We start from the raw sequence: 26,262 nt of genomic DNA, 5'->3' as shown, positions 1-26,262 counted from the left end.
GAAAATAAAAACGTGATACAATGCTAAAAGATTGTATCACGTTTTTTATTTGGGGGTAGTGGATATCAGGCCGGTATTTGTTCTCCGTAAAACAGCTGCTTTTTGCTGAAATAAAAAGCTGAATTTTAACGGATAACTTTATAACAGCTCAATTGATTACCTCCTGCTGATCTGTAAAAATATTTACCGGCTGGTTGGTAAGATGAATTTCCAGGGTGCCTCCTTTAATCAGACTGGCATAATCAAGGTAGTTTTTCGCATACTTTTTATTATTCAGTTTAATGGCAGCAATATATTTCGCGTCATCCGATTCCTTATGCGTGATGATCCTGAACGTTTTGTTTCCCTCCAGGTGTATGGTGATGTCGTCGAATAACGGGGAACACAGCAGGTATTTTCCAGAAACAGGATCGAGCGGATACATGCCCATGGAAGCCAGCACATACCAGGCGGATATCTGCCCGGCATCATCATTACCACTCAACCCTCCCGGCCCGGTGCTATATTCATCCGCCAATATCTTTCTTACTTCGAGTTGCGTTTTCCAGGGAGCATCTGTGTAATTATACATAAAGGGGATCTGTTGATCCGGTTCATTTCCATGCCAATATTCTTTTTTGTAGAAGACACTATCCAGCGCCGTTTCAAATTTACGCTTACCACCCATTAGCCTGACAAGGCCCGGTACATCCTGCGGCACATAAAAAGTGTATTGCCGGGGAGTACCTTCGGTGATATAAAACATTCTTTTATCCGGGGTGAAAGGCGTGTACCAGTCACCGTTTGCATAACGCCCTCTTACAAAGCCAACGGTTGTATCGAATACATGGCGGTAGTTCAGGGCTCTTGTTGCCAGTTGCCGGTAATCCTCTTTTTTGTGCAGTGCTTTGGCTACCATCGACAGGGCATAATCATTATAGGCGTATTCGAGTGTGCGCGACACCTGTTCTTTCTTGTGGAAAGCATCCGGAACGCTATCTTCCAGCGGGATATAGCCATATTTTAAATAACTTTTTAATGCCCTCCGTCCCTTTCCTGCTGCGTATTCCAGGCTGTCTGGTGAGTCAAAAGCATTTTTACGCATCAGTTGATACGCTGTTTCAATATCATAATCTTTAATACCTTTTAAGTAAGCCGCAGCAATAAAAGCGGTGACGTGATCACCGATCATTGCGGCGGTATAATTATTCCAGCAGGGGAATATGGGCAACCAGCCTCCCTGCTTACCCTTGATGATGACGGAGTTTATAAAATCGTTGATCAGCGAAGGTGCAATGATCTCATATAATGGCAGGTGAGCGCGGTAAATATCCCACATAGAGAAATCATCATAATATTGCCTGCCGGATACACGGGCCGTTTTGTATTGTTGGGCAAATGCAGGATAAGTGCCACTCACATCGCTGAATAACCTTGGCTGTTGCATGGTATGATAGAGCGCCGTATAAAATATGGTCCTGGCGCTTTCATCAGACCCCTTTACCACTATTTTTTGCAGGGCCTTCTCCCATATGCTGGCCGATTGCTCCTTCACCCTGTTGAAGTCCTGGTGAGGAATTTCAGCGGCAAGATTCTTTTCAGCTTCTTCCAGGCTTGTGAAGGAAGTCCCCACCCGCACAATAATGCTCTCCTGCATTTTCAGTTTCCAGCTAACGTAAGCGCCGATTCCCGGCTGATTGGCTATGCTGGCTGCCGTTGTAATGTTATTGCCATTGAAAGTGCCGGATTTGGCGAATGTCTTTTTTACCTGTACCACAAAGTATCCGCTGAAACCTGCCGGTTTTCCCCAGCCCTGGTAAATGCGGTGAGCCGGATTATATCCTTCTATCTGATTTTTTTCACGGTTAATTTTAACATACCCCTTTCCCTGGTCGCTGTTGGGAATGATGAGCAGATGAAGACTGTCATCCTGATTTATGGTGAACCGCATAATGCTGCTGCGGGCCAGTGCAGTCACTTCCGCGAAGAGCTGATATTTCCCCAGGTTTATTCCATAATAATTAGGTGCAGATTGCTCTGCTGTATGAGAAAAAGGAACTGCATAATCAGCCGTATTTACCTGTAGTGGCCCGGCTACCGGCATAATGGTAAAGCTGCCGTAATCCTGCGTGCAGGAGCCGCTTAACCAGTGTGTGCCCCTGAAGCCGCTGAACAGGCTGTCTTTATAATTATAGGGTGGCCGGCATTTCATTTCTGTAGTGCGTGTTTGCGGTGTCCATTGGGTCATTCCAAATGGAACCCCCACAGCCGGGATAGTATTGGCAAACTGCTCTGACCCATTTCCATGGATGGCACTGGCAATAGTGGTGCTGGCGGCTGTACCCACCAGCGGCTGCACATATGAAAGCACTCCCGGGGATGATTGTCCGTAGGCGGAAGTGAATACAAAGCAGGAGAGTAGGTAGCATATATAACGCATACGGGTATATTTTTCTATTGAACGGATAGTTGCTGTAAATTACGCTGAATAGCAGTAATCATGTCGGGTGTCGGAAAACCATTATTAGGACGTCTCTTTGCGGGGTCGTACCATGTTTTCCATTTGGCATCCTTATCTCCCTGCTGGCAGGTGTTATTGATAGCCTCCAACTGCCGGAATGATTTTTTTACCAGTTTTTTTGCCTCGTCGATATCTTTCTTTTGATGTCCTGTAGCATAAGCCTGTTTCCTGTCGGCCGCCGCCAGGAGCGTGCTTTCCAGCTCAAGGAGCTGGTTATACATGAGGGAAGGCAGATAAACGTAATCATGATAGAAATCCGCATGTTGTGCCGCCGGAAGCCCGGATAAAGCCGCGTTATAGGCTGCATTCACCTCACGATAGCGGCGTTGCAGATCCGGCACCTGTATCATATCATAAGAAGCCACAAAAGAACCATTGGGGGTTTCCACAGCACGATCACTCAGAAAACCGATGATATTTTTTATTTCAGACAGGTTCCTTACATAGCCGGTCCTGTTAAATTGGGCATCATCCAGTTTTTTCATGGAAGCGATGGCAAAAGGAGCTGCTTTAGGGCCAAAATTATAAGATGTCCAGCGTTTATAAAATTCTTCGCCATTGAAATGAGAAGGGTCATATGCCCACTGGCTGAACGCTTCAAGATTCAGCAGAAACGGCCGGAAGGTTTGCCCGTTTACTTTCAGATAGCTGCTGGCATTATAGTGTTTAAGCATGTAGGACATAACGGAATCGATCTTTACAGGATAAGGATCGTGTACGGTATGATTTGTCCAGAACCCGGCGTGCATGTATGTTCCGAAAGAATAGCCTTTGTTACTGACGGGCATTGTCTTGAAGTTACAATATCCATCATCGGACCATCCGATAATAAAATCTTTGGGTGGCTGGAAACCACTATTAAACAACTCCATACCATCATCATAACAGACACATACTTTGGTTACGCCGGGTCTGTAAACATTGAGCACACTATCAACAGCTGCAAATATTTCATTGAATATCTTCACCCTGTCCTCTCCGCAACTGCTCACATAGGCCCGGTCCCAGACCTGGTTTCTGGGTCTTAATGAATAGATGTCGGCCCGGGCCAGTGGCGTTTTAGTAAGATAGTACACCCACGTTGCGATCCATTTATCTTTGTTCTCTGTCCAGCATAGTGCTTCACTGTCGCTGATGGATTTCATCTGATATCCCAGGCTGAGATCTACCTGGATCTTCATTCCCTTCAGATGCGCATAGGTAATCATGCTGTCTACCAGTGGAAGATTGACCTGGTAATCCGGTCTTAACTTTTTATAGGGCGCTCTTGTATAGAACTCAGGTCTGCCAAGCATATCAAAGAGATGAATGGCGTTATAATGTGTGCGCCGCAGTGAATTAACCATGCCTTTCCAGGTATCCATATCGTATTCCAGGTAAGGCTTATGTAAATTGGCCAGTTCATCTACATCATTTTCCATGTAACAAATGATGGGTACTACGGGCGACGCAATTACACGGTCCTGCGTTTTATAAGGGTCGAAATTTTCCTTTTTATCCGGCTTGCGCCCTGTCCAGTAATGCAGGGGATCGATGCCCAGTACTGACCGGGAATAGGCATACACGGTATTCTGCATGCCTTCGGCGGTTGCTCCTGTCAGCAGTACTATTTGTGCAGCGTTGTCCCGGACAACCTTGATAATACCACCTTGTGCGGAAAGCTCTTTTTGCTGTACAATTCCTTTTTTCACTAACCCGGCCAACAGCTGGCTGGTAGCCGGAGTGGCTACCAGGAAGTTATAGTCAGCTGCTTTTAACTGGTTGGTTTCGGGCGCTATGATAACTGTTGCGCCGGTTACTTTTTCAAGATCTTCTTTCAGGTCTGCACAAACGGCCTGCTCTGTAGGAGTACTGTTGTTGCCATAATAGATCATATACTTTTTTCCCGGGTTGGCGGATGCCGGCCAAACCAGCAGCAATAATATGTTTGTCAAAAGCAGGCGTACGATGCCTGTTCTCCGTTTATTTCCCTGCATCTTCAATAATATTTGTTACGATTATTTTATTTTGATTGTTCTACGGATACGCCTACACGCTTCGCCCAGTTCTCCCATTGGGTACTCAGTTCTTTTACTTTGTGCGCAGCTGTAACGGAAAGATTATCCGATTCGCTTCGGTCTTCCAGATTATACAGTTCCCAGGGCGCGCCGTTGTCTGCTGCTTCCAGTTTGTAGTTGCCTGCTAATATGGCTTTATGGCCATCCAAAAACCAGAAAACCGGTTTACGTGGTTGTACGGTGCCTTTTTCAATGGCAGGTAACAGGCTTTGTCCTTCGGGAGGAAGTATCTTTTTATCCTTATAATATGCCGGGTACCTGGCCCCGCTTAATGCGCAAAGTGTCGGCATAATATCGGTTATATGTCCCACCTGCTCAAGCACCTGTCCATGGCGTTGCTTGGCTATCATAGCGGGCCACCTGACGATGAGTGGGGTAGAAATACCTCCTTCGCCCAGCCATTTTTTAAAATACCGGAAAGGTGTATTGCTTGCATTGGCCCACGACTGGCCATAGCTAAAATAGGAATCTGCGCCACCCGGCGGAAGACCATTATGTCTTTTATCAAAGCCTGCTGGCCCACCTTCTGCACATCCGCCATTATCCGATAAGAAGATAACCATCGTGTTTTCGTCTTTCCCGGTCTGTTTCAGTTTATCCAGAATCTGCCCGATGCCCTGATCCATCCGGTCTACCTGTGCAGCATATACGGCCATTTTCTCTGCCATCTCTTTGCGGGTCTTTGCCGGAAGCGTTGCCCAGGGCTTTACGCCGGTATCTCTGGGCGACAATGTTGTTTTATTGTTGATGATACCCATTTGAATTAATCTATCGTATCTGCGCGCCCGGATAGAATCCCATCCCATATCATATTCCTTTGCATACCTCGCAATATCTTCCGGCATGGCCTGTAAAGGCCAATGGGGTGCGGTATAGGCCACATACAGGAAAAAGGGTTGTGATTGTGTTTTTTGTTTATCCAGGATCTGAAGGGCATAACTGGTGATGGCATCTGTCATATAGAATCCTTTTGCAGGTGGATGGAATGGTTTATCATCCAATGCCATATAACGGGTGATACCGGGAGATTTTGTTTTGGTGATATCAAAATAATTCGCCGCTCCGCTGATCAATCCGAAATAATTATCGAATCCCCTGTCCAGCGGCCAGTGGGGCTGCCGTTCTCCCAGGTGCCATTTACCGGCCATGGCGGTATAATAACCGGCTCCTTTCAATACTTCCGCCAGCGTTACGCAATGGTCATTAAGATACCCCTGGTAGGGCCCCGGCGGACCTGGATCAGGGCCGGCCAGGGCTGTTAAGCCTACTTGCTGGGGATACAACCCGGTAATCAGGGACGCTCTCGACGGTGAGCACCAGGCATTGTTATAAAAACGGTTAAACCGTATTCCTTCTTTTGCGAGGTTATCGATATGCGGTGTTTTTATTTCACCACCATAACAACCGATATCTGAAAAGCCCATATCATCCGCCATTATCAGGATAATGTTGGGCTTACCGGGTTCTTTTTCTTTATGCGTGGAATTGACTTCTGGCGCCCGGTTCATTACCAGTAAAGCAGTCAATAAAATCAAGTATCTCATACAATCTTATTTAAATCTTTTTTCGCTCAATACTGTCCTGAAGCATATTGTTCGTAGCGATATACTGTATTTCCATCTACATCATGATGGGCAAAAATAATCACCGGTTGATTCCCTGTTCTTTTTACCGTTACTTCAAGATACCCGCCAATCACCTGCATATATAATTCTCCTTCTTTTACTTCTCCTTTTTTCCATCCACCTGCATGTTCGTTACTGACCGGCCCGCAGCTAAACTCCAGCAAACCGGTTTCCTGATCCCGTGAAGCGTACTGCCAGTGCCGGTCTCCGTTAATAATGTGCATGTTGGGTTGCTTTCCGATAAACTCGCGCAGCATTTCTCCTTCATGATAAAATACCTTGTTGGCATGGTTGTCTACTTTCTGTGGCCGGTCAGGACCAACAATCGGCGTTGGGCTGATCAATACTTTGAAGGTGGCATCTGAAGCGTCCACTGTTTTTTTAAACCAGTCAATTTGTTCCTTGCCCCATATCGTTTTATCCGGGCCATCCGGTACATTATTCGGACTCCTGAAATCCCGGACTTCTACCATCCATATCTGCAGGTCTTTTCCCCAGCGATAAGTACGGTAAGTTTTATTGCCCATGGGTACCTGGTCCAGGAATAGCTGCTGACCATCTTTAAAAGTAAAATCACCCATGAACCTGGTCTTCAGGTCAGGATAACAATCATTCATCCAGGTATCATGATCGTCTTTCATAAAATAGCTGCCTACCTGCCGGTGAAATTCAACGAGGGAAGGAAACCCATAGATCCGCTGCCAGTGCCAGCGGGCTAATTCCAGGCTTTTTGCCTGCTGATCATAGTACACAACATCGCCGGTATGCACAAAAAAATCCGGTTCGTGGCGAAGCATGGATTCATATATTTTGAATCCTTTGCTGCCATGATCGCGGTCGTGGTATTCCTGGCAGGTGACCGCCACAAATTTTACATCCGCCTGTTCCGATTTTTTGGGAGCTGTTTTGAAGCTTCCTGTCATTGTGGAAGTGATGGTATTACTGCCGGTTGAACGGGCTTCTACTACCAGCTCATATTTTTTAAAAGGAGTAAGATTGTTGAGGGTAAACTGGCGCGTAGCGTCGCGATCCAGGTTCACCGGCTGCCAGGGTAATTCCTGCCAGGCATGGCTATCCGGTGTTTTCCAGCGCACCCGTACTTCACCGGTTGCAGCGGGAACGGCTCCTGCCAATGTATTCGCCGTAGCGCCGGGAGGATACATTACTTTTGGTTCGCGATCAGGCCGGCTTTCTTTAGCGCCTTTAACTTCAAAAACGCCTGTTTGATCATTTTTATATAGGATCACCGGCTGTGGCGCATCATCGTGCACTCTTTCGGCATCTTTGGTCAATCTTGCCCAGATAATAGCCTGCGTATCACTGACCTCACCAATCTTTATACCTGTTGCCATATAGGGGCCCTGGGGCTTTTCGTAAAGCGCAAAAGGGGAAGCCTTGCTGCTTTTAGCGCCAATAACAAGTGCCGCTGATCCGATTGACAGGTTCTTAATAAATGTTCTCCGGGTTGCCATTATTATTATTTTAGAAGATGAGCGTGTTTATTTTTCATGATTCATTTGAGTGGTATCTCTGATACTATCCAATAACCGTTTTAACAGGTTTACTTTATCAGGATGATCCAGATACAGATTTTTGCTTTCTGATGGATCGTCACCCAAATGATAAAGCTGGCCTTTGGGTCCATTCGGTACAGGTGCTTCGCTTACCGGTGGACTGAATCCTCCTGATCCCAGTCCGTCGATAAATTTCCATGGACCCTGGCGGATAGCATACATTCCCTGTGAAGATTCATGAATAACAATTTGTGGTATATCTGCTGTATCCTGTGTGCCCAGCAGCGCAGGTAAAATGCTGTAACTATCTATGGCTGATTTCACCCGTTTGGGGCCACCCACGAGTTCTGAACAGGTGGCTATTAAATTGGTCAGTGTTGTGGTGATATTACTACTGCTGCCAGCTTTTATTTTAGAAGGCCACCTGACGATGAAAGGAACACGATGACCGCCTTCCCATATATCTGCTTTCATGCCCCTGTAGATACCGGCTGCCCGGTGATTATATTTTTCTATAGAAGATGGCCGCCAGTAAGGACCGTTATCACTGGTAAAGATCACGATGGTGTTGGATGATAAACCGCTGCTGTCAATAGCCTGTAAAACCTTGCCCACCATATCATCCATCATGGTAACATAGTCGCCGTACAGACCAGCGCCTGATTTACCGTTGTATGCTTTCGCTGGTAACCAGGGTGTGTGAGGAGCGGGCATGGCAAAGTAGAGGAAGAACGGTTTGGTTGCATGCGCCTGTTGCCTGATATAATCAATGGCATGGTCGGTAAAGCCTGGCAGCACCTGTTCGAAATCAAAGGTGGCGGCCATTTTTCCGGGTCGCCAGAAGGCGCCCACTGCATAGTTGGGCGAATCCTTGTCATGTACTTCATTCCCTTTTGTTTCCGCGGAAAGGAAGGCTGTTAACGTATCGTTTCTCAGGTAGCCGTAAGGCGGCATATCCAGCGAGGCGGGCAGGATATAGGAATAATCGAATCCATGTTCCCGGGGGCCATCTTCCACCGGCTGACTGAATACGATATCGCTGGTATCCATATCTGTGATGATACGGGCATGATCGGCATTGTTCTCCCGTAGCTGCAAGGCATGCTCATGGCCTTTTTTGACTACCCAGTTCAATCCCAGGTGCCATTTGCCGATGGCGGCAGTGGTGTAGTTGTATTGCCTTAATAGTGTACCGATGGTCAGCTGATTTTCTGCTATCAACGCCCTTCCATAACCACGCAACACGCCCTGCGGCAATCTGCTGCGCCAGCAATAGCGCCCCGTTAATATACCATAACGGGAAGGCGTGCAAACCGATGACGGTGCATGTGCATCCATAAAGCGGATACCTTCCACCGCCAGTCTGTCAATATTCGGCGTGGAGATCTTCGATGCCGGGTTGTAAATGGATACATCCCCATACCCAAGATCATCCGCCAGGATATAAACAATATTGGGCGGTTCCTGATGATCGCTACTATCTGCTTTGGGAGCACGCTGATCACAGCCTGTAAGCAGCCATAGCACCATTACTGCGGGATAAATTCCTTTTTTCATATTAGGCAGTCATCTGTAATTGTCAAATAATTGAAATCAGTTTTCTGCACTTTGCTTTTGGCCAAGTGTTGCATAATGTGAGATGAAATTTTGATAAACATCACCGGAAAATTTCAACAGATCATTGGTGTGCAGCATATGTTCCTGTATTTCTCCGATCAGTTTTCTGGATAATGCTTCATATGCCGGATCCATGACGAGGTTTACCGTTTCCTCCGGATCTTTTATTATATCGTATAGTTCCAGGTAGATCTCATCTTTAAACGTGTCCATTATGAGCTTGTAATTGCCCGATACCACACAACGCTGGTTACTGCCATAGGCGGCATTGCCATCGTACTGGATAAAGACCTTGTTACGGTTGAATGATTTATTCTTCAATAGTGGCATCAGCGATATGCCGTCTGTCTTGTCTTTCGGATTAATCTGAAGGAAATCCATTAATGTAGGCCATACATCTGTAAGGCTCACGAGTTGGTTTGTTTCCCCGACAGCAGGACGGAAGTCAGACGGAAATTTGATGATAAGCGGAACACGGGTAGATTCTTCGTACATACACATTTTCATCCACAGGGAATGACTTCCCAGCATTTCACCATGATCGGCGGTGAATATGATCAGTGCTTTGTCGTAAAGACCTTTATCTTTTAATGCCTGGATGATTTTTCCCGTTTCGTCATCCAGCAGGTTTACCAGTCCGAAATATTTGGGCCATAATTTAGCCCAGTCGTCCCTGGAATAGCGGCTTCCGATAAACCCTGAGAGGGCGTACAGTTGTAACGGCGACTGATCTTTATACCATTGTCCCACATTAGCTGGTATGTTCAGATCCTGCTGCCTGATCTTATCAAAATAAGGAGCAGGAATATCGAAAGGAGGATGCGGTGATAAAAACATCGTTGTAAGCAACAATGGTTTACCCGTGTTATGTTTTTTTATAATTTCGGCAGATTTTTCACCAAAATAATCATCGGGGAAATATTGGAGCCCTTCTTTGTACGCTTTAGCAACCGGTATGGTATAACGTTTAACATGTGAATATTCTCCTGATACCAACTCCGGCGAGAATCCAGTGAATTCACGCCCCCCGGGAGATTTTACACCCTGTGGTTTTAACCATTCCTTGTAATCTTTTTGTGTGATCCATTGCACTTTTATGCGGGGATTTTCATCAATCTTATCCTGGGTAAAAAAGTGTTGTTTGCCCACATGCCAGGCATCCCAATTGGATGACATGGTCTGGTATAAATTTGGTGTGCCGGATTTTACGTTCCGGTAATGCTCATCCTCGCCAACCCATCCGTTAATCAGTCCCCCGGTATTATTTGGATACCTGCCTGTGAAAAAAGCCGCACGAGAAGGTGCGCAGAGCGGGCTGGCAGTGTAGGTGCGGTTAAACGAAACCCCGTCCTTTTTTAGCGCGTTGATGTTGGGCGTATATTTACCAATGGCGTCGTACCTGAGCTGATCTGCCATAATGATAATTACCGGCACATCTTTTCGTTGCGTATAGCCATGCAGGTGAGTGCATAATAGTGTAATAGAAATGATGATGGTTTTCCTCATGTCATTGTTTTTTTAACTGCGGTTGGTTGTTTTGATAAGCGGGATTATAGGCGCCTCTTTCTTTAAAGCCGGGCCAGTTCCGCATTAACCCAAACCTTGGATAACTTTCAAAAATATCCCCGTACCCAAGCATCCGTGGGTCGCCCTGTTTGGTTAATAAATCCGCCAGCTTATTGTTTAAGACAGTCCTCACGGAGTCAAATGCAGGAACATTTGCCAGGTTAGTGATACAGTCCGGATCTTTTTCAATATCAAAAAGTTGTTCTGCCGGTCTTCTTTCAAATCCTTGTGCGAATAATTCCGGCCATTCCGCCCGATGCTTCATCATAAAGGATTTGGTAGGAGAGGGATCATCAATATCGTTATACCCGGTGCCGATAGATTTAAAATTTCCGGAAGGATCTTCCCGGTCCAGTTTTGCTATCTCTTCTTTTGGCGGCGGTGGATTACCCGCAGGCCAGCGATCCGGTTTGCAATTGAGGACGAATAAATAGTGTTCGGTCCTGATAGCGCGGGAGGGATATCCCAGGTTATCCGGTCTTGCATCGGAATGCCTTTCACGGCCGGTCAATACATAGTCCCTGTGGACTTGTTCGCCGGATGTATTATCGGGGAACAGTATATTGCCCATGCTTTTGCCGGTCATGACCGGTGTTTCTTTGATACCCGCTACCTGTAAAAAAGTAGGGGCGAGATCAATTAAACTGACCAGGTCGCGGGCAATCCTGCCACCTTTTATTTTGGCCGGCCAGCTGATGGCCAGCGGTACGTGGGAGCCATATTCCATTAAGTTGGCTTTGGCAGCGGGGAAGGGCATACCATTATCCGAAGTGACTACAATAAGCGTGTTTTCCAGTTGTCCTTTTTCCCGCAGGAAATCTATCATCTTCGCTAATTGCTGATCAAACCATTCAATTTCTGCGGCATAATCTTCAATGTCGCTTCTTACAGTGGAATCATCCGGCAGAAACCGGGGCATATCTGCGTCCGCCAGTTTCTTTCCAATCTGCTGACCGGATCCTTCTGTATAAGGCCGATGGGGTTCGTTGGCACCATACCAGAAAAAGAACGGCTCGTCCGGATTTTTCTCTTCATAAAAATCGACGAAGTTGCTGAAATAATCGATTGGGCTGATACCTTTGGTAGGTGGTACCAGTTTTTTCTTATTGTATTCCGGGCCAACGGGATTACGTGTCCATCCTGCGTCTTTCCAGTTACCGGGTCCCCATGCCTTTCCGGTATAGCCTGTTTTGTATCCTGCGTTTTCCAGGAGATCAGTAAATACCGGGAATTTTTTCGGGAAATAACTGCTGTGCGTGCCTGCTTCTTCCAGTTGCCAGATATTTTTACCCGTAAGGATTGCCGCCCGTGAAGGACTGCATTGAGGTGCAGCCGCAAACGCATTATAAAACAGGACACCGTTTTCGGCTACTTTATCAAATGCGGGGGTATGAACGCCTGTTGCTCCGTACACAGATGAATAAGGGAAAGATTGATCATCTGCTATAACGAAAAGTATATTGGGTCGTTTAACGGTTTGTTCCTTTGCATTATGCTTGCATGACAACAATGCCAACAAGCATGTTGCGGCAGTAAGCCATATTGCGTGCGAAGAGAATTTGTATATCATAAATGGCGCTGTTTAATATTTGAGGGTATTCCATTCACCACTTCCGGAATGCTGTCTCCGGCTTCTTTATACATCCATTTGCCGTTGATCAGCTCACCGAGTTTTGCGCTTCCTTTTATTTTGCCGGCATATTGTTGGTTGCCTGCCTGTATGTTATTACCGCCTGAACTGAAAGCCACTTTGCCGTCATTTTTATATGCGGAGATGATGGCGGGTCTGGATGCATCCAGCTCTGCTTTAATGGTCCAGTTGCCAACTATGATCTCCTGTTGATCATTGAAACGGTAAAGGGGTTGTTGCTGATCTTTTTGATCTCCGGTATGAATCTGCATAATGGCCAGGAAGCGCATTTTTTTTGTTGGCTGTGTTGCTGCGGTAAGATGCCACTCGTTTTTATTTCCATACAGATTGCCTTTCTCATCCTTGCTTTCCCGCCAGTTGTCAACTGCTACGGTAAACGTGTCTGACACTGCCCACTGCACCGGCTGAGAAGAGAAGAAGGAAGTAGCAGCTGAAGCGTTTTCCATGGCAGCGTAAAACTCATTTTTTGCCGTGTCAATACGGATCTGTTGCGGACTGTGGATCAGCCATTTCCAGGTGGTGGCACTAACAGCATCCAGTTCATCATATACGATCACTATATCCGGATGCAGGAATAACAGGTGTCTTTTGAATTTTTTTAAGGTGGTTTTTCCCTGCTGCGGATTGCCGCCATAAGCCATGGAAGCATCACCCACGGCATAAGAAAGAGATGACCCGTCGAGAAACCGGCTTATCCATCCATATCCTTTGGGATCAAATGTTTGTCCCTGATCATTTACCAACACACCGTTATGGCCAATGGTGGCCTTATACCATTCCAGCCGGTGAGGATCATTCATGGCAATCTTATGTCCTGACATGTAAAACAGCCGTTGACCTCCATACAGTACATTGAAGGTGTTCTGGTCTGCCAGCATATGACCATAGGCGCCATAGGGGCTGGATCGCATGGAAACCATCAGGTCATTGTTTACATGACCAATGTCCGAATGCATATCTACCACGCCAATATCATGGAACATACGGGCAGTAGTAAACGCACTATCGGGTAAGGTATCGGGCCGGTTTTTATGCAAGAGGTATCTTAATCTGAACCAGCGAAGCATGTCTGCATCCGCGGGTTTTATCTTTTCCGTTTGCTCAATTTTTTCCGCGTACGTGGCGGCCACCCTGCTACCACTGAGTTTACTGAGCGCGTCTGCATAAGCCAGGTAATCTTTACCCGGCATCGTCCTTGTTTCTGCGTTATCACCAAACCCGTCGCAGGAAGAACCGGCAGGAAACGAATAAAACATCCAGTAAGGATTATTTAAATACCAGGGATGATGTTGAATGAAATCAAAACCGGTATAATTTTTTATGATCGTAGGAACATTGAGTAATGTTTCCATATTGATGGTGAAATAAACGGCTCCTTCGAGCCAGCCGCCTTCGGTGCCGCCCAATACCGGCGCCCTGGCCAGCCATAGCTCATAAGCGTAGGTGAGCCACTTGTCCGCATCCTTTAACTCACCATGTACCGCAATAGCTGTCTGGAAAAAATAATGTAGGGTAAATTGCCAGACGTGGTTGGATAATACTTTAGCGTCTACATCATTTATCCAGTTGGTATAACACCTTCCTGCGCGGACATTTATATTGTCGAGTAATGCTTTCCTCTCGGAGGCGGTCAGTTGATCATGAAAGGTATCAAATGCCAGCGCCATCGCCAGCATACAACCGGCGTCCCCAAAATCATTCAAACTGCTGGGGCCGTGCGGGTCCCAATGGCTTGCCGCTTTCGCCAACTGCATACCTTTGTCTGCATATTTTTGTTCACCGCTCAGTATATAAGCCTGGCAGAGTAATTCTACATCGGCCAGCAGACCAAAGCCGAGGTGTTTACTTTCAGCTGCCCTCAACTTGTATTCCTGGTAAGCTGTTTTGCCTTTCTTCTTTTTACCTGATGTGGTTTCAGCCGGGAGCGGGGCATCCAGTAATTTATCTGCTTTACGGATAATAACAGTGGCATCTGTTGAGGGCATTGCCGACCGGGTAAATGCGGGTTTGTTTGCCTGATCAATCAGCACCCTGGGATGGGAAACAGGTATAGCTGATAATAGTTTGCCTGCCAATGGAGATGCTGTCGCGGTTGTATTACTGTCAACCTGAAAGCGTGCAACTGCGGACCAGCTGCCATTATGAGAACGGTATTGCCAGTACCATGCGCCGGTGTTCAGCACACGATGCGGATTATATATCGTCCAGGGTATATTTTGTGCCTGGATGGTTTTTGCAGGATTAAACCCAGGATCCTGTGAGAGCCTGATGTCGTAAGTCATTCCCTTTGTGCGGACAGCGGGCCACAGCAGTACCGCTGCATTACCGGGTACCACTGCATTTTCTGCCGGTGTTGGCCACATACGATACCTTGGATGTAATTCCGGGTAACTGCCGGGAAAAAGAGCGTCCTTATCGTTTTGTTGTGCAAGGCAGGAAATAACGGTACAGCAAAGCATCCCTGCCAGGAGCGCAATTTTAAAACCCGATAGCGACCATTGGTTCTTAATCTTCCTCCTCATTTTTTTTATTCTTTTTTGTTGTTTTTAAACTTTTGTCCAGCACTTCTGCATGTTGCTTTTGCAGGTATTGCATCAGTTTGCGATCCAGGACTGCAGCGGTATCGGGCAATGCTGCTGCCAGGTCATGTACTTCTTCCAGGTCTTTGTCGAGATTGTATAATTCTATCGTATTAGTATTCCAGAATCTGATCAGCTTATAATTACCGCTGATAATAGCGGTATGCTCATAGCTTTTTTCATAACGATGGAAATACAGATCTGTCTCTTTTCTTTTTACTTTTCCGCTTTCCGGTTTTGCAAGTAATGATTGGAAGCTGGCGCCATCCAGGTAATCGGGGAGGGGCTGTTTGTTTCCTGCCAGCTCACTGATAGTAGGGAGAATGTCGTATCCTACAACGGGTACCTGGCAATAGCTGTGTGCTTTTATGCCCGGTCCTTTTACGATGAAAGGCACGCGTATACCTCCTTCATATAAAACCCACTTTCCTCCCCGCAAGGGATAGTTGATCATTTTTTTATCGAATGCGGAAGGAGGATCAAGCTTGCGTTTAATGGGAGGAGGGGGGAAGAATGGAACACCACCGTTGTCTGACATAAAGAATATGTAGGTGTTGTCGTCTATTCCAAGTTTTTTTACCATATCCAGTATTTGTCCAACACCGGTATCCATATTCTCCAGCATGCCGGCCCAGCCGGCATTATCATGAATTTTTCCTTTAGGCTTGCGCTGGTACCTGGCATAGGTTTCTTCCGTTGTTTCTATATCAACATGCGGCGCATAATAGGAAACCTGCATATAGAAAGGATGGTTGGATTGTACCTGTCTCTGCATGAAATTGAGGGCGCGGTTTGTAACAGAAGCGGTTCTTTTCGGATCTTTAGTAATATAGATCTGGCTCCACTTTGTTTTTTTATCTGTCATTACATCACCATTATTATTACCTGTATTACCATCGCTTTCATCATATCCCAGGTCTTCCGGGAAAATGTCTGCCCGCAAATCCCATTTGCCATAGTGCGCCGTTTTATACCCGGCGTCCAGCGATTTTAACATGGCGGGAATGGTCAGCCATTTTTGTTTGTGCGGATTATAATTCGCGGGGAAATTTACATTCCCGATATGGATGGGTGATTGACCGAACTGGATGCTCCGGCGCGAAGGCGTACATAAAGCAGCAGGGGCGTATCCGTGGTTGAACCGCATGCCTTCGTTGCCCAGCCTGTCAATATTTGGTGTTTCGTAATAGTCGCTCCTGTAGCCGTGCTGCATTTTATCCATGGCCGCCGAAATGGAGGTCCATCCCTGATCATCGGTCAGGATAAATATGAAATTCGGCTTTGAAGGTACAGCCGGTTTCCATGCGAGAAAGCATACCAGCGCAAAGGCGACAATAACTGTTAGCAACCCTATTTTTTTCATGCGTATTATTTTAGACATCAGCTATGCTGATCATGAATTTTTAATTTCCCAGACCTTGAAATTTTTATACCTGCAATGCGACCATCTCATTTGCCGGAAGCCTATACGACCCGATTGGTAAACAGGTCCGAACGTTTTCCCGTCATCTTCATAATCGATGATCTTCCTGTCATCTACCAGCATGATAATATGTGCTTTGTTCTTTATCAGGCGTATGTGGTGCACGGCAGCAGACTTTGTTGGAATACCTTCTTTCCCTGTTTGCAGCATGGCGAATAGGGGATCTTTTCTCAGGTGTGAATTGTCGCGGTCGGGCAGCTTGGGATTATTTGCATAGTAAGAGATATGATAGCAATTTATCCGGCCTTTGTTATAGTACTTGAAAGTGCCGTCCCTGGCGGGCATCCCAGGATCAAAAATACTTTGACCCTGATCGCCTGTTGCAGCAAAGAAGATGATCAGCAGTCCTTCTTCCGTATACAGGTTTTGTACATCCCACTCTGCAATGAAGCTGGATGGGAATTCCTGCGGACACCAAAACACGTGATCCCATTTTTTATCAGGCGCATACATTTCCATCCAACCGTTTTTGAATTCCAATTTCCCGGGACCCTCCATCACCCAATCATGCAGGGTGTTTCCGGCTGATAAAGTATTTTGGTAGATCAACTTTCCCTTTTCAGTTGCCGGAAACAATGCTTTGTCCTGTGCAGGCAGTTTTGCATGACAGCAAATAATTAAGAAGATGGTTAATATGCTCCTTTTCAAAATGATGTTTGTTGTATCGTTAACAAAAATGAAAACCGGTCTCATTTTTTAAGAGATAAGTTGCTTCATGTCAGCTATGTACACCTGCCGCCTTTTATCGGGCGCACCATTGAATGCGATGGTTTTATAATCCCGGCTCCATACAGGATGCGGATCTAGTTTGTACCCGCTTCCACCTTCCGATTTGCTCTCTTCGGTGTATTGCGCGCCATGCCCGCCTACATCATTGGCAATTGTGCAGATCGTTTGTTCCTCGTCACGATGGAGGTCCAGCAATCTTATCGGAATCTCACCATTCGCGCCTACAACATAGCTTTGTTTCGGATAGGCATCGGCCAGCAGATAACGCCCGGTATGCTCTACGCTGGGATGCCCGCTGCCTAAATGTTTTTCGCTCAATATGGTAAAGTCAGACCCGTCATATTTGAATTTGCAGAATAGCATGTCCTTGTATCCCAGCCATACAGGCACACAGTTCATGATTACATGCTCACCGTCCGGATGCCAATTGGGATGGTTACCGGAACCACCTGCACCTGTTTTGTGGTTCCACTTTTCGCGGCTCAGGCACTGGATGATATTTGTACCGTCGGTGTTGAGGCTGAATAAGCAGGCGTTGCGTCCTTTATTATTGATTTGTCCGCGCAGCACCTGCAGAATCCGCGTGTTTTGTGCGTTAAATTGTGCGTGAAATAAATAGAGGACTGCATTGCCATAAAAGCCGCTGTCCTGCCCTGCGTGTTCAACAAAATCTGAAAATGGCACGAAGAGAGAACGCTGATCGGTGATAAGGTCTGTTTTCCACAGCCCTTCATGCGGCATATCATTTTTTGTAAATGGAATCGGCCGGCCGGAGGGCGGATCAGGTAAAGAGTAGCCATACTGCGTCATATTCATCGTGAGCAGGTTAGGGCTGATCACGGATCTGTTATCCGGCGCCAGGTCATATTTTGCCCCCGCATAAGCCCTGGCGGTGTGATCCTGCAGATCAATGCGCACGCAAACTATTTTTCCATCTATCACATCATTGGTGTACAAATAGCGGTCGCTTTGGTGATCCCATTGCAGATCAGCGCCCAGTTGAAAAGCCCAGGCTTTGGTTTTGTAGACTGTTTTTATACTTTGTTTATGAAGATCAATAACGCATACTTCGGCGATATCTCCCCATTGTGGTTTGTTTTTTTGATAGGGGAGTTTGGTCACTGCAAAGTATCGTTGGGTAAAGCTCCAGGGACATTTATTGTAAAAAGTATGCAGGTAAAAACCATCGTCCGGTGTGATGCATTGTACTGCTGCCGCTGTTTTCCCAGGGCGGTATGCCCTGAAGGAGTAGTTTTTTTCTACAGGCCCGGAGAGGTCAATACGGAATACTCCCGGCAAGAGGGAATAGCCAAGCAGTCCCGCAGAAGTTTTGATAAAGGATCTTCTATCTGTGTTAGTGCTCATAATTGTTCAAACTTTTTGAATAGTCAAGATGGTTCCGTTGTATCAATATTTAAAACGTATAGGCATAAGCGTGGCATCAACGTAATCATTCAACGGTTGGATATAACATGTTTCACAAGGAAGCATGCTATATCCAATGGTTGATGTTACGCCACTGTTGACTGCCGATATGCAGATCAGCCGGGCCTTTTATCATAGAGCTGCCGTTGGCCGGCAGTTATGTATTAGTAGCCGTCATTCTGTGGAATGGTGGGTGATGAGAGATCTATTTCTGACTGCGGTATTGGTCGCAGCAAATGATGTGCGTCTATTGTGCCTGATAGTTTTGTCCACGGATTCATGGCCTTGGTACGTTCTACCAGTTTCCCGGTGCGTTTCAGGTCATACCAGCGCATATTTTCTCCCATGAGTTCTCTTGCACGTTCATCCAGGATCAGGTCTATGGTAATGTTACCGGCTGTTGCACGGTAGGAGGCAGAATCCAGGGATGTCACATTGCCTGGTATGGCCGCACACATCGGAATAACACCTGCATTTGTGCCAAGTGCACGATCCAGTATTTTATTATAGTAGATATCCGCACTTCCGAGACGTCCGCCGGTAGCGCCTTTTAGCGTAGCTTCTGCCGCTATCAGGTAAGCTTCCGCAGAACGGAATAATATAAAATCGAGGGTACCGTAAGCATCGCCGTATGGAATATTGGGTTGCCAGAATTTCCACATCAACGGATGTACGTTGGGTACAGTGAAGGGTGTTTTAGCTGACCGGGCCAACGAATAATCGGGTACATTGTACACGGCGTATGGCTTGGTACCACCCACGTCCATTCCCTTGTTCTGCGCACTGGCAGGATCATTCCAGGGTCTGAACAAAAGAACGGTATCACCTTTTTTAATATTGATCGTTGTGTTGTTATCACCACTGATAGGGTGGAAATTGGGGACATCTTTCAACGCATATTGTGCATCTACAAAGTTCCATTGAAAACGACTATCCAGCAGGGGGCTGTAAAGCCTGTACATGGCAGGTGTTGCCACAAATTTATCCTGCTGCCTGTTGTAATCGCTGGTGCGTCCCAGGTTACCGGGAATGCCCTGAACATCGCCACCAAAAATGGAATGCGCATCATTACCTGGTTCGGCAGTGGAATAGGCATCCATCGGATCATTACCACTGGTAAGGATATTGTCGCTGTACTGTACGGCAAAAACTATTTCAGGATTTTTGTCATTTTGTGCAGGATTGCCCTGCAATAACGGGTTCTCAACATGTTGCGGAAAGAGGTCACTGTAGCGTGCTGCTAAAGGATAAGCGGATATAACAGTATCAGCATATTTCAGGGCTGCCTGAAAGTCTGCAGGGCTGCCACCGAGTGAATTATTAAAATTCCAGCCACGTGTAAGATAAACACGGGCGAGCAAAAACTGGGCGGCCCCTTTTGTAGCACGGCCATAGTCCGATGCAGCAGGCGGTAAAGTAGCTGCCGCTTCCGTGAGATCATTGATGATTTGTTTATAAACATCTGCTGCTGCTGTTTTGGTCGCATCTTTGGAAGGGCTCACTGTTTCTGTAAGCCGCAACGGGATATCACCCCATTGCTGTACCAGGTAGAAATAGCAGAAGGCCCGCAGGAATTTAGCTTCCGCCATCCTTACCTGCAACAGGCTATTGTCCATGTCCGTAACAGCAGGCCCCCTTGATATGGCTGTATTGGTACGGCCAATTTCAATGTATAACAGATTCCATAGCGCCTTCAGATCCCCGTTGGAAGAGTTAAACGTAACATCATAGGAATTTAATGCGTCGCCTGCTTCACCGGCATCCCAACCATTGGTCGTAAAGATGTCTGTACCCTGCAATACGAGGTTACGTTGCTTGCTAATGCCACGGAGAAGGGTATAACATGATCTGATAAGATCTTCAAATCCATCTCTGCTTTTATAGTAGGAATCTGATGTAATATTGGAAATGGATTTTTCTTCCAGGTAGTCCTTGCATCCCGTGCCTGATAAAAGAAGACCGGTAATAAGCATCAACAACCATTTATTTAATATTTTCATGACTCTTTTTTTCTTGTGAAGAGGAATAAAATTAAAAGGACAGGCTTAAACCAAGTCTGTAAGCCACTGAAGGCACATCATCGATATAGGTCGCTGAATTGTATTCAGGATCGAAGCTGATAAACTTGGTAAACACAAACGGATTAGTTACCTGGCCATATAAGCGGAAGTTGCTCATCTTCCAGCGGTTAACCAGTTTTTGTGGAAGACGGTAGCCCAGTGTGATATCTGAAATCCTCCAGTATGTTGCATCCTGGTAGAAGATAGCACTGTTGTATGGCTGTTTTGCCACCAGGCCATAATAATCATTGGTAGGATTATCAGGTGTCCAGTAGTTCAGTGCCAGAAAATTGTACCTTCCTTTTTCAACCTGTCCCATTGTACCCGATTCCATGGCGTTGCTGTATTGAACGCCCTGTCTTGTATAGATCATAAAGGACAGATCCCATTCCTTGTAGGAGAAAATATTGGTGATACCTGCCATCCATTTTGGAAGCTGCGATCCGAGTATCACCCGGTCATTATTGGCGTCTATCTTTTTATCATTATTCTGATCAACTACTTTTACGGAACCTGGTGTCTGGCCATATTGCTTTGCCAGTTCCAGCTCGTCTGTTTGCCAGATACCGGCAAACTTATAGTCATAGTTGGCTCTGAGTGATTCGCCTACAAACAGTTTGTTTCCGATGTCTTTGGTGATTTCGCCGCCATAGAGTTGTACGATTTCATTTTTGTTTGTCGAGAAACTGATATTTGTCCGCCAGGAGAAATGCTTATTTTGGATATTGACGCTATTCAGGGTCACTTCCAATCCACTGTTTCTTACTTTACCGAGGTTGGTGGTTACGCTGCTGAAACCTGTGGAAGCAGGCAATTGTTCTTTCAGGATCAGGTCTACCGTGTTCCGCTGGTATACATCAATATCCGCTGTAATTCTATTGTTGAGGAAGCCCAGGTTTAAACCGATATCCGCTTCCTTGCTTTTTTCCCAGCCCAGTTCCCGGTTGGCAATTCCTGCCGGTGAAAAGCCAAAGGCATCTGTTCCGCCAAAATCGTATTGCGTATTAATTAAGTTGGCCTGTGTTCCATAAGGAGGTACCACATCATTTCCAACCATCCCGTAGGTGAGGCGTAATTTCAGATTGGAAAAGAGACTTGATTGCTGCATGAAAGACTCGTTAATGATGCGCCAGGAGAAACCAACGGATGGGAAGAAACCCCATTTATGGCCTGTTGCAAGCACAGAGGCGCCATCCCAGCGTCCTGTCAGGGTCAGCATATACTTGTCGTTAAACCCGTAGTTAAACCTGCCCATATAAGACAGCAACGTCCGTTGTGTAAGACCGCTTCCTACACTAACAATAGTGCCCGCTGTATTCAGGTTATACCAACCTGAATTATAAGGCAGATCTTTTACAGAGATAGCAGAATTCTCCATTCTTTCCTTGAAGGCACTTTGCAAACCAGTAAAAGTAAAATTGTGTGGTCCTGTTTTCAGGTGATAGGTGAGTATATTATCAAGGGTATAAGACGTATTGTTATTGGTGTTGTAAGCTGCTGTTGGTTTAGCGGCAGCAGCATTGGATTTTGTATAGGTGCCCCTGAAATCCCCCACACGCGAGCCTAATACGGCAGTAGACAGGGAAGATTTTATAGAGAGACCTTTTATGGGTGTTAATTCAACATAGGCATTTGCCAGCAAACTGGAAATGGCAGTTTCATTCTGGTAGTTATCAGGATCTCCTTCCACCAACGGGTTCAGTACCTGGTGATCATTAATGCCCATCCAGACTGCATAGCCATTATAATCAATATCACTGCTTTCTGAAGGGTTTGTGAGATCGGCATATCTTGCTTTTCCGGTGGGACGCGAGCGGTAAGCCGAGCGTAGCACCTCAAAAGAACCTACATTTTGCAGGCTATAGGTATAGTAGGTGTTGAATCCTGCTTTTACGAAATCGTTAAACTTCGCATCGATGCTTCCTTTTATGTTATATCTTTTGTAGTTCTGCCCGATGGTATTTCCATCTTCATTCAGGTATCCGCCGGAAAAATAATAGGTAAGATTAGTGGTACCGCCGGATACAGCCAGTACGTGGCTGGTTTGCAGTGCAGGAGATGTTACCTCATCCACCCAGTTGGTAGACTTCCCGGAATTTATCACATCCATTTCGTCTGTAGTGAAGGTCACTGCGGTGCCTCCGCTGAGTGTCCTGTCTTCGGTATTAGCCTTGTACCACTGCTGGGCGGTCATCATCTCAGGAAGATGTGCAGGTACTTTCACACCGGCATAGGCGTCGTAAGTAACTTTTGCTTTTCCTTCCACACCCTTCTTGGTTGTTATGATCACTACACCGTTGGCACCGCGTGAACCATAGATGGCGGTGGCGGATGCATCCTTCAGGATATCCATTGACGCAATATCGCTGGGGTTCAGTGATTTCAGATCGCCTCCCATGATGCCGTCAATCACAATAAGCGGCGCATTGTTATAGTTAATGGAACCCAGTCCCCTGATATCAATACTATAATCTGTGCCGGCAAGACTGCTGGTTTTGGCAATGTTTACACCGGCAACCTGGCCCTGGAGGGCCTGGTAGGGGCTAACGGGATTGGAACGGACAATATTCTCCGACCGGATAGACCCGATTGAGCCGGTAAGATCCTCTCTTTTTTGTGTACCATAACCAATCACCACTACATCGTTTAAGGATTGTGCGGATGATTCCAGTTGTACGTCTATCGTTGATCTTCCGTTTACTGGTATATTCAAAGGTGTGTAGCCGAGATAACTGAACGACAGGGTATCACTTGATTGGGGCACATTAATAAAGTAGCTTCCACCTGCATCTGTTACGGTGCCATTGGTTTTGCCTTTTACCTGTACTGTTACGCCTACAAGCAGTGTTCCTTCAGCGTCCGTTACTTTGCCCCGGACAACGTGCTGGGGAGACTCTTCAGCTGCCATGCCTGCAAACGGGATATCAGCAATCGGCAATTTTTTGAGATCCAGCGGTTCTATTTTGTCATAGCTCAGTACAATACAATTATTAATGAGCCGGTAGGAGATTTTCTTTGGTTTCAATAATTCATCAAGTACCGCCTTTAATGCCTCACCCCGTACCGTAAACGATACTTTCTGACTGGCATCAATGAGAGTAGTGCTGTAGATAAATTTTGTGTCAGCCGATTTTTCCAGTTTCTTTAGCACCTTTTCCAGGCTGGCATTATTTACCGACAGGTCTACTGGGCGGTCCAGGACTGTTTGCGCGTCCATGGTACCGGCATAGGAAATGCCGGTAATTGTTAACGCTATCAATAGCTGGCTGAAGGTAATTTTCATGATTTTGCACCAGTTGATGCGGGTTTGTAAATTAATTTTCATACATTAGGTTGTTTCTATTTTGTAAGAAATTGAGACAAACAATCCCCCTTCACCTGCAAAGGTGTTGCCCAATGGGATTTGTTAACATTGGCCTGGAAGTGTTGCACCACTTTCAGGCTTTTTTAATGATGATTGGATCGTTATGTTATCACAGCCTGATGATTTTTATTGATTAGAAAAAGGGATACTAATGATTGACCCTGGTGAATATAATTTTGTCACCCTGGATTTCATAGGAGCTGTTTAATGATGTTTCCAGCATCTCAAGAATGTCTGGAAGATTCTGGTTTGTAAAGTCTGCTTTTAATAAATAAGCAGGAGATAATTTATCTTTAAACGTGATATCGACATCGAATTGCTGATTCAGTACACCGATCACTTTTTTTACCGGTATATTGTCAAATGAAAGGCTGGCTCTTTGCCACATGAGCATGGAAGCGGCTTTCGTCTTTTCTCTTTCCAGTGTCTTGTCTCCCGGCTGGTAAGTTACCTGTTGATCGGGCAGTACCAATACTTCTGAGCGATCTTTCCCGTCAATTTTTACAGAAATTCTCCCTGTAGCCACTGCTACTTCTGTAGGAGTATTATCAAACGATTTTATCCGGAAGCTGGTGCCAAGCACCTTTGTTACGATACCGTTGCTATATATAATAAATGGACGACGGGAATCTTTATAGATCTGGAAAAAAGCTTCTCCTGTCATACTCACCTGCCTGTAGTCGCCACGGAATTGCTGCGAATATTTTATCTTGCTTTGAGGACTTAGCCATACAATACTGCTATCCGGAAGGAGCTCCTTGTGGATAGCTTTGGTGGTATTGGAAATCGTTATCTCGCCAATAAGCTGCGTATTGCTGGTATCATACAGCAGCGATTTTAAGCCTATTACCAATAATAATGTGGCGGCTGCTCCTGATAAAGTATAAATGAATGTCTTTATAACAGCAACTTTCCTTTCCTTTCGCTGCTCCACTTCTGCTATATTCATTCTTGTACGCGCTATGATCCTTTCTTTCAGCATGAGTTGCTGTTCAGGCGGTAGCAGGGCCACAGGATCCTGCTCACCTTCAAAGGAATCATACCAATCGTATAGCTGTTTCTCTTCATCAGGCGTACATTTATTATCCAGGTACTTTTCAATGAGTCGATATGAAATTTCACCTTTCATTAATGCTGACTTAAAATGTGATGTTATTAAAACAAGGGGGATGTTTCCCCGTGTATATATAGTATTGTCCGTTGAAAGACCTTTACCCCCTACGCGGGTTCAGATTTTTTTTTAAAAAAATTAAAATATGGAGAGGAAATAGGAGAGAAGATGGATGGGGGAGATGACGTTTACCGTTACTGGTGGCCATTCTTATCTAGAAGACAAACAGGAATAATTCTTTCAGGCTTACCCGTAAATATCTTAATGCTTTTGTCAAATGATTTTCGACCGTCTTTTCAGAAATCCCTAATTCTTCCGCGATTTCCTTGTTGGTCTTATTCTTTCTACGGCTAAGCTCAAAGACAGAGCGGCATTTTTCCGGTAAATGGGCGATTGCTTTTGAAAGGCGGTTCCGCAGGTCGTTCAGCAATACTATTTCTTCTGTGGGGTTATGGTGATGTATATGGGCTATGCGCAGGGAGTCTTTATAATTCTTCCTGACAGCCTCTTTTTGAATATAATGTAGTACATGATAACGAACAGCGGTAAATGCATAAGCTTCAAAGGAAGTGTTTATTTTTAACTTTTTCCTGTTCACCCATAGGCTGGTAAAGAAATCCTGCACAATACCTTCCGACCATTCTGTTGATTTTGTTCTCTTGTAAACGGCGCTGTAAAGCTTTCCCCAATAGCGGTTATAGAGTTCCTCAAACGCGGCCTCATTTTCCTGTTGCAACAGGATCAGAATTTCATCACTTGAAAGCTCATTCATGCGCACATCGCTCATTTTTTAATATTTCACTTTGTAGGAATAACCTATATGCTGCTTAGGGCAGGGTCTATAAGTATCAAAATATATTAATGAGTAATATATTTATTATCAGTTTATCGTAATGGAATTGTTTTTATTTCCCTTTTTAAATTATAAAATATCCTGGTAATTCCAGGGATGTTGCAAAATCAGCCGGTGTATGCCGGCAG

15 protein-coding genes are annotated in these 26,262 nt (G+C 45.7%); all 15 read right to left on the bottom strand.

What is annotated here, in order from left to right:
• Positions 1-148: 148 nt before the first annotated feature.
• Complete coding sequence (locus tag ABQ275_RS11950; protein WP_349318539.1) at positions 149-2,419, bottom strand: GH92 family glycosyl hydrolase; 2,271 nt, start codon at positions 2,417-2,419, stop codon at positions 149-151.
• 14 nt (positions 2,420-2,433) lie between these two features.
• On the bottom strand, positions 2,434-4,476 hold the full coding sequence (locus ABQ275_RS11945) for a glycosyl hydrolase 115 family protein (protein WP_349318538.1): 2,043 nt from the start codon (positions 4,474-4,476) through the stop codon (positions 2,434-2,436).
• 26 nt (positions 4,477-4,502) lie between these two features.
• Entirely contained in the window at positions 4,503-6,101 is a 1,599-nt protein-coding gene (locus ABQ275_RS11940; protein ID WP_349318537.1) for an arylsulfatase, read from the bottom strand.
• A gap of 26 nt (positions 6,102-6,127) precedes the next feature.
• On the bottom strand, positions 6,128-7,654 hold the full coding sequence (locus ABQ275_RS11935; protein ID WP_349318536.1) for an alkaline phosphatase D family protein: 1,527 nt from the start codon (positions 7,652-7,654) through the stop codon (positions 6,128-6,130).
• Between the two features lie 27 nt (positions 7,655-7,681).
• Positions 7,682-9,253: an arylsulfatase gene (locus tag ABQ275_RS11930; RefSeq protein ID WP_349318535.1), complete on the bottom strand. Its 1,572-nt coding sequence runs from the start codon at positions 9,251-9,253 to the stop codon at positions 7,682-7,684.
• 36 nt (positions 9,254-9,289) lie between these two features.
• Entirely contained in the window at positions 9,290-10,819 is a 1,530-nt protein-coding gene (locus tag ABQ275_RS11925; RefSeq protein ID WP_349318534.1) for a sulfatase-like hydrolase/transferase, read from the bottom strand.
• A gap of 1 nt (position 10,820) precedes the next feature.
• Positions 10,821-12,449: a sulfatase gene (locus ABQ275_RS11920; RefSeq protein ID WP_349318533.1), complete on the bottom strand. Its 1,629-nt coding sequence runs from the start codon at positions 12,447-12,449 to the stop codon at positions 10,821-10,823.
• Positions 12,446-15,052: a DUF4962 domain-containing protein gene (locus ABQ275_RS11915; RefSeq protein ID WP_349318532.1), complete on the bottom strand. Its 2,607-nt coding sequence runs from the start codon at positions 15,050-15,052 to the stop codon at positions 12,446-12,448. Before ABQ275_RS11915 ends, ABQ275_RS11920 begins: the two co-directional genes overlap by 4 nt.
• Entirely contained in the window at positions 15,036-16,472 is a 1,437-nt protein-coding gene (locus tag ABQ275_RS11910) for a sulfatase (RefSeq protein WP_349318531.1), read from the bottom strand. Before ABQ275_RS11910 ends, ABQ275_RS11915 begins: the two co-directional genes overlap by 17 nt.
• 30 nt (positions 16,473-16,502) lie before the next feature.
• Positions 16,503-17,240 carry a DUF1961 family protein gene (locus tag ABQ275_RS11905; protein ID WP_349318530.1) on the bottom strand — a complete coding sequence of 246 codons (738 nt, stop codon included), beginning with the start codon at positions 17,238-17,240 and terminating at the stop codon, positions 16,503-16,505.
• 48 nt (positions 17,241-17,288) lie between these two features.
• Positions 17,289-18,686: a hypothetical protein gene (locus ABQ275_RS11900; RefSeq protein ID WP_349318529.1), complete on the bottom strand. Its 1,398-nt coding sequence runs from the start codon at positions 18,684-18,686 to the stop codon at positions 17,289-17,291.
• Positions 18,687-18,910: 224 nt separating this feature from the next.
• The gene (locus ABQ275_RS11895; protein WP_349318528.1) at positions 18,911-20,746 is read right to left on the bottom strand and encodes a RagB/SusD family nutrient uptake outer membrane protein; all 1,836 of its coding nucleotides are present in this window, start codon (positions 20,744-20,746) and stop codon (positions 18,911-18,913) included.
• A gap of 31 nt (positions 20,747-20,777) precedes the next feature.
• A complete protein-coding gene (locus ABQ275_RS11890; RefSeq protein ID WP_349318527.1) occupies positions 20,778-24,131 on the bottom strand; it encodes a TonB-dependent receptor in 3,354 nt (1,117 codons plus the stop codon).
• Positions 24,132-24,318: 187 nt separating this feature from the next.
• Positions 24,319-25,299, bottom strand: coding sequence for a FecR domain-containing protein (locus ABQ275_RS11885; protein ID WP_349318526.1), 981 nt, complete (start codon positions 25,297-25,299; stop codon positions 24,319-24,321).
• Positions 25,300-25,495: 196 nt separating this feature from the next.
• Positions 25,496-26,053: an RNA polymerase sigma-70 factor gene (locus ABQ275_RS11880; protein WP_349318525.1), complete on the bottom strand. Its 558-nt coding sequence runs from the start codon at positions 26,051-26,053 to the stop codon at positions 25,496-25,498.
• Positions 26,054-26,262 lie beyond the last annotated feature (209 nt).

Origin of the sequence: Chitinophaga sp. MM2321 (assembly GCF_964033635.1) — a bacterium.
Lineage (GTDB): Bacteria > Bacteroidota > Bacteroidia > Chitinophagales > Chitinophagaceae > Chitinophaga.
Note: the sequence above shows the minus strand (reverse complement) of the source record. Positions and strands in the feature narration are given on the sequence as shown.